This is a genomic window from Streptomyces sp. NPDC005070, assembly GCF_053600395.1.
Genome location: NZ_JBSFZS010000038.1, coordinates 59,993 through 66,125, shown reverse-complemented (window position 1 = coordinate 66,125; position 6,133 = coordinate 59,993). Strand labels below are relative to the sequence as shown.

At 70.3% G+C, this 6,133-nt stretch carries 6 protein-coding genes and 1 tRNA gene; 4 read left to right on the top strand and 3 right to left on the bottom strand.

All coding sequences use genetic code 11. The annotated features are described in order from the left end of the window. The 3 genes from ACWEBX_RS15555 to ACWEBX_RS15545 form a co-directional block, all read left to right on the top strand. Positions 1-264: IclR family transcriptional regulator domain-containing protein (locus ACWEBX_RS15555; protein WP_451885372.1), on the top strand; the 264-nt coding region annotated here is incomplete at its 5' end. Positions 265-486: 222 nt separating this feature from the next. After that, positions 487-2,061, top strand: coding sequence for an MFS transporter (locus ACWEBX_RS15550; RefSeq protein ID WP_451885371.1), 1,575 nt, complete (start codon positions 487-489; stop codon positions 2,059-2,061). Further along, positions 2,058-2,954, top strand: coding sequence for a recombinase family protein (locus ACWEBX_RS15545; protein ID WP_451885370.1), 897 nt, complete (start codon positions 2,058-2,060; stop codon positions 2,952-2,954). Before ACWEBX_RS15550 ends, ACWEBX_RS15545 begins: the two co-directional genes overlap by 4 nt. A 53-nt stretch (positions 2,955-3,007) precedes the next feature. Here the strand turns inward: ACWEBX_RS15545 and ACWEBX_RS15540 are convergent, their stop codons facing one another. Beyond that, positions 3,008-3,811: an exodeoxyribonuclease III gene (locus ACWEBX_RS15540; protein ID WP_451885369.1), complete on the bottom strand. Its 804-nt coding sequence runs from the start codon at positions 3,809-3,811 to the stop codon at positions 3,008-3,010. A 115-nt stretch (positions 3,812-3,926) separates the two neighbouring features. Between ACWEBX_RS15540 and ACWEBX_RS15535 the strand changes: the two genes are divergently transcribed. Beyond that, positions 3,927-4,403, top strand: a complete 477-nt coding sequence (locus ACWEBX_RS15535) for a GNAT family N-acetyltransferase (protein ID WP_451885368.1) — start codon at positions 3,927-3,929, stop codon at positions 4,401-4,403. Between the two features lie 184 nt (positions 4,404-4,587). Here ACWEBX_RS15535 and ACWEBX_RS15530 read toward each other — a convergent pair. Both ACWEBX_RS15530 and sepX read right to left on the bottom strand, forming a co-directional pair. Further along, positions 4,588-4,661 (bottom strand) — tRNA-Ala (locus ACWEBX_RS15530). A gap of 84 nt (positions 4,662-4,745) precedes the next feature. After that, on the bottom strand, positions 4,746-6,017 hold the full coding sequence (sepX, locus tag ACWEBX_RS15525; protein ID WP_451885367.1) for a divisome protein SepX/GlpR: 1,272 nt from the start codon (positions 6,015-6,017) through the stop codon (positions 4,746-4,748). Positions 6,018-6,133 lie beyond the last annotated feature (116 nt).

Here is a 6,133-nt window from a genome sequence, read left to right as displayed (position 1 = left end):
CCGGCCGACCGGCCGGACGTCGCCCGGCTGCGCAATGAGCTGAAGCGGCTGCGGCGCAACGGGTTCGCCGTCAACAAGGAACGGTCCGAGCGGGGTCTGGTCGCCGTCGGTGTGACGGTGCGCGACCAGGACGGCATCGCGCTGGCCGGACTGTCGGTGTCGATGCCCAGCGTGCGGTACGACCCACACCGCCTCCAGTCCGTGGTCACGGCCCTGAATGCCGCGGCCCACGCATTGGAGGGGGACCTGGCCGAAAAGCACTGAGCCTGGTGACGCACTGACAGGGGAAGTTCCTTACTAGACGCCTAACATATTTATCTTGCGGACGAAGTGTTGACCTGATGTAAAGCGAATGTCATTCTCCCTGACATCGCGCCCGACTCGCGCCGTGCCCTCTCCCCCACCGCGAACGCAGAGCCGAGCCCTTCCACGCTCTCGCGGCGTTCGTTTCCGGGGCGCCCGCCTTCCCAGTCAGGGAGAACAGTAATGACGCTCAACAGCAGGACGGTCGTGTCGCCGGGATCGACCGCGGGGGCCGCCCGGGCACCGGGCTACGCGAGAACAATGGCCGCCGCCTGCGGCGCCGTCTTCGTGGCCCAGGTCGCGAACGCGCTGCCGGCCTCGCTCCTCGGACTCTTCCAGCAGGACCTGGACACGCACGGATCCCAACTCACCTGGATCACGGCCGCATTCATGATCGCTGTGGTCTGCTTCGAGTTCACCTTCGGTGTCCTCGGTGACCTCTTCGGACGCCGGAGGCTGATCGTGGCCGGCACGGCCCTGATCGCCGCGGGCAGCACGGTGGCCGCACTCGCCCCCACCGTGCAGGTGCTGTGGATCGGCGCCGCCCTGAACGGGCTGGGAGCGGGTGCCATGTTTCCCGGCTCGCTCACCTCGATCACGGCCATCACCCGTACCCTGCGGGAGCGAGCACAGGCGGTGGCGGTCTGGAGCGGTTTCCTGTCCGCCGGCGCCGCCGTCTCGCCGCTGATCGGCGGCATGTTCGCCAAGGTCGGCTCGTGGCGTGGTTCCTTCTGGGTGCTCGTCGGACTCGCTCTGGTGAGCATGGTGCTCACCCTGGTGCTGGCCACCGAGTCGAAGGCGCCCGAGGGTCGCAGACTCGACGTGCCCGGTCAGATCACCTTCCCCATCGGTCTCGTCCTGGTGCTGTACGGCGCCGTCGAGGGGCCCGAGTCCGGCTGGAACACCCTTCCCGTCATGATGGCCCTCGCCCTCGGCGCGTGCTTCCTCGCCGGATTCATCCTGGTGGAACTGCGCGCGGAGTCACCGATCTTCGACCTGAAACTGTTCCGCAACCGGGCCTTCACGGTGTCGTCCATCGCTGCGGTCATCGGCATGCTCGCCTTCCTCGGCGCCTGCTTCACGATGAGCATGTGGCTGGGCCCGGTGCAGCACCAGGACCCGATCCGCGTCGCGATCCCCTTCCTGCTCCTCCAGGGACCTGCCTTCCTGCTCATCCCTGTCGTCTCGCGGCTCCTCCACCGTGTCGCCGCATCATGGCTGCTGACCTCAGGATTCGTCCTCATAGGGATCGGCAGCCTGCTTTTCACGCGGCTGGACGTCACCGACCCGGGACTCGGCGCCTTCCTTACCCCCGCACTGCTGATCGGTATCGGATTCGCCCTGACCGTCAGCTCGGTGACGGCCGTGGCTCTCAACAACGTGCCGCCGCATCTGGCGGGCATGGCCAGCGCCACCACCAACATGCTCCGTGACCTCGGCTTCGCCCTCGGTCCCGTGGTCGTCGGCGCGGTCGCGCTCGACAACGCAGGGGCTTCGTTCTCGGCGAACCTGCCCGCCGCGGGTCTACCGCCCGGCCAGGCGGCGGCTGCGCGCCAGATCGCCGAGGCCGGAGGTCCCATCGCGGTGAACAGCGTGCCGGTCGGCGCCCCCGGATCCGCGGCGCACGGTCTCGCCCTGGACGCCCTGGGCAGTGGGGTCAGGAGCATGCAACGACACTCGTCTTCGGCCTGCCCGAGGAGCATCAACCGCTCGTGGTCTCGACGCGGCCGGACGGCGACACCATCCGCCGCTGCATGAATCTGGCCTACGCCGCCGAGCAGGAGACGCGCGCCATCTCCGCCCGGCTCACCAGCGCCCACGAAGTCCTGCGAGCAACAGGCCGATACGGCGGTGGACTGGTTCCGTTCGGGTACAGGAAGGCACCGCACCCCTCCGGCGTCGGCTGGTGCCTCAGCCCTGACCCGGAGACCCTCGCCGTCGTCCGCATGATTGTGGCTGACGTGCATTCGGGACTGTCCCTGGTCGCCATCGCCCACAAGCTGGAGGCGGCCGACATTCCGGTGCCACGAGACCGTCACGCCCAACTTCAAGGGCGCTCCATGGGCGGGCGACGCCACGGGCGCGACTTCGAGCGGTTCCGCTGGACGGCCGGCAGCCTGTCCAAGATCCTCCGGACACCGGCACTGATGGGACACCGGGTGCACAGAGGGCAGACGGTCCGCGACGCCGAAGGCTCACCCGTGCCGATCGGCCCGCCGCTGCTCACGGAGGAGGAATTCCAAGCTCTGCGGGACGTCCTCGACGCCCGTTCGAACGGGACTCATCCCAGGCGCCGGGAGACATCTCTCCTGATCGGGGTCGCGCACTGCACGGGGTGCCGCGGCCGCATGTACTTCGCCCCGCGGAAGGCCTACGCGTACGGCAACTACGTCTGCCGCGCTTCCGCCCGCGGCACGACCTGTTCCGCTCCCGCCGGCATCCGCGCCAGTTGGCTGGACGACTACACCGTCAGCCGCTACCGCGAGACGTTCGCCACGGCCGGCGAGGTGACTCGGGAGCAGCTCCTCAAGGACGGAGTTCGCGTCATGGTCGCCAAAGGACGGTCAGGTGGTGGACCGGACCGCCTGGCCGGACCGGACACATCACGGCTGACGTTCACCGTCATGGGCTCCCGGCCGGAGATCGGCTGAAGCCCTGAGAACAGGGTGGGGTGCAGAGATCCCTGCACCCCACCCTGTTCTCCTCAGAGCTCGAAAACAACCGTCACCGGAGCATGGTCCGACCAGCGCTCCTCATGGCTGGCGGCCCGCTCCACGAACCCCTTGACCGCACGACGAGCGAGCCCAGGAGTCGCGACCGCAAGGTCGATCCTCCATCCCGAATTGTTCTCGAAAGCCCGCCCCCGGTACGACCACCAGGTGTACGGACCCTCCTCGTCCGGGTGCAGGGCGCGTACGACGTCGACGTAGCCGACGTCCTCCGCGTCGAGGACCCGGCCGAGCCACTCGCGCTCCTCCGGCAGGAAGCCGGAGTTCTTCCGGTTGGCGCGCCAGTTCTTGAGGTCGGCCTCCTGGTGGGCGATGTTCCAGTCGCCGCACACGACGACCTCACGCCCGTCGGCGGCGGCCCGCACCCGAAGCTCCTTCAGGTGGGCCAGGAACTCACCCATGAACCGGACCTTCTCGTCCTGCCGGTCGGTCCCGACCTCGCCCGAGGGCAGGTAGAGGCTCGCGACGGTGACACCGGGCAGGTCCGCCTCGACGTAGCGCCCGGCGGAGTCGAACTCCTCGGACCCGAAGCCGATCCGGACGCGGTCGGGCTCGCGGCGCGTGTAGAGGGACACACCCGCCCGGCCCTTGGCGGCGGCGGGCGCGTGCACGACGTGCCAGCCCTCGGGCGCGCGCACCTCCTCGGGAAGCTGCCCGGGCTCCGCCCGTACCTCCTGGAGGCACAGCACGTCCGCGGAGGTCCCCGCGAGCCACTCCACGAAACCCTTCTTCGCGGCGGCCCGGAGCCCGTTCACATTCACAGAGGTCACAGTCAGCACCCCGGCACGATACTTAATACGTGCGGCCGTCCGGAACTCGATCTTTATCGGCAGGGCCGGACCCCGGCATCACCCGCCACCTCTTCACCTATCGCATAGATGTACGGTATTACGCATGAATTTCCGTCCGGTTCCTTTCGACCACCCCGACGCCTTGAAGCTCAACGACCAGGTCCAGGCCGAATACGCCGTGCGCTACGGCGACGGCGGCGACGCCACGCATCTCGACCCGCGGATGTTCTCCCCGCCGGCCGGTCTGTATCTGATCGCGTACGACGAGGGGGACCGTCCGGTGGCCACGGGCGGCTGGCGCACCCAGGACGCGAACGACGAGGGCTACGCGGACGGTGACGCCGAGCTCAAGCGCATGTACGTGATCCCCGAGGCCCGGGGTCTCGGCCTCGCCCGGCGCATGCTGGCCGCCCTGGAGGAGGACGCTCGCACGGCCGGCCGCGCCCGCATGGTCCTGGAGACCGGATCCAAGCAGCCCGAGGCGGTCGCCCTCTACGCGTCGAGCGGCTACGAGCCGTGCACCAAGTTCGGCTACTACCGCTTCCACGAACTGAGCCTCTGCTACGCCAAGGCCCTCTAGACACCAGGGCGGTGTTCGTCCGGCGGTGCCCGGACCGGCCGCCGCCCTGGTCTCCGCTCCCCCGCGGGGGGCGCCGTCCGAAGGACCGCCAGCCCCGGGGCCACCGGCGGCAGTTGCCGCCGCCGGTTTCCGGACATGGCAAGAGGCCCGCTCCCACGGATGGGAACGGGCCTCTTTGCTGCGGTGGACCTGTGGGGATTTGAACCCCAGACCCCCTCGATGCGAACGAGGTGCGCTACCAGACTGCGCCACAGGCCCTTGCAACGAGTGAAACTCTAGCACCCCGATCGAGGTGCTCGGTAATCCGTTCCTGCCTGGTCAGCCGGACCCGGCGCCCACCCGTCACTCGTTGGCCGCGCGCGGCCGTTCGCCTTCCTCGTACTGGTCGAACAGGGGCGTCCGGCCGCGCTCGCGGGCGCGGCGCGCGGACGCGGCCCGCCGGGCGTCGCTACGGCTGTCGTCCGCCGCACCGGCGTCCTCGGAACCGTCGGAGAGGTCCTCGTCGGCCGGCTCGGCCTCGTGCGCGCTCGGCTCCACCGCGCTGGACCGCGCGGAGCTCCACGCGTCCGGCGCGCCGAGGTCCACGCTGGACGTCGCCCTCGGCGCGACCGGCGCGGTCACATAGGTCGGCAGGGGAACCGGCACCGGGTCCCAGCTCTCGCCCTGCGACGGCCCGCACTGGCGCTCGCGCTGCTGGTCGACCCACTCGGCGTGGTCCGTCTGCTCGACCAGCGCGCGACGGTCGGCGGCGAGCGCCAGGAGACCGGGGTCGGTGTCGGGGGCGGCGTGCTCCTCCGGTTCGTCCGCCACGGGCTCGGCGGACGTCCGCCGGCGGGGCTGCCGCTCCCGGAGCCGCTGTGCCGCGGCCTCGGCCCGGCGGCGGTCCATGGTGTAGGTGAAGCGCCGCCGCTCCTTGGCGCGCAGATGCACGATGTACGAGCTCAGCATCACGGCCGGCACGCCGGGCGCCCACAGCAAGGCGAGCCCGCCCACGGCCGCCACGACGGCGCCGAGGCTGAAGGCGAGGAACAGCAGGACCGTCGTACGCCGGCGGCGTGCGAGGACCTTCGTGCGCCGGGCCCGTGCGGCGGCCTCCGCCGAGGCCGCGCGGCGCGCGGCGGGCGTGGCCGGCGCGGCCTGCTGCGGCGCGGGCTTGGCCGCGGGTCTCGGGGCGGGCGGGCCCGCCTGGTGCGGTACGGACCGGGCGGTGCCCGAGCTCTCGTACGCGCCGCTCTCCTTGCCGGTCGCGCGCGCGACCGGCTCCTGTTCCGCCTGGGCCGGCTCCGGAACCTGCACGCGTTCCTGTACGTGCGGACGGTGCCGGTCTGTCGCCTGGGGCCGGGGCGGGGACACGGCGAAGGCCCGGACGTCCACCGAATCGGTGACGCCGTCCGGGTCGGCGCTGGGCTCCTCCTCCTCGGTGGAGCGTGCGCGCAGGTCCTTGGCGTATCGACGCTCCATGCCCGCCCGTCCGGACAGCAGCCGGATGGCGGTGCTGAAGCGTTCCGTCGGACGGGCTTCGTTCAGCTCGTCCTGCCTACGGAGCCACATCGGCACCAAGTAGGCGGCCCAGGCCCCGACGATGACTGCGTAGATGAGGCCGCTGCTGCTCACGCCTCACACGGTAGAGGGGTTTGTATGAGGCCATCTGCCAATTGCGCCGGTGTGTCGCACGATCCGGCTGATATTTCGACCTTTTTTTGTGACCGATGCGATCAGCAGGCCACCGC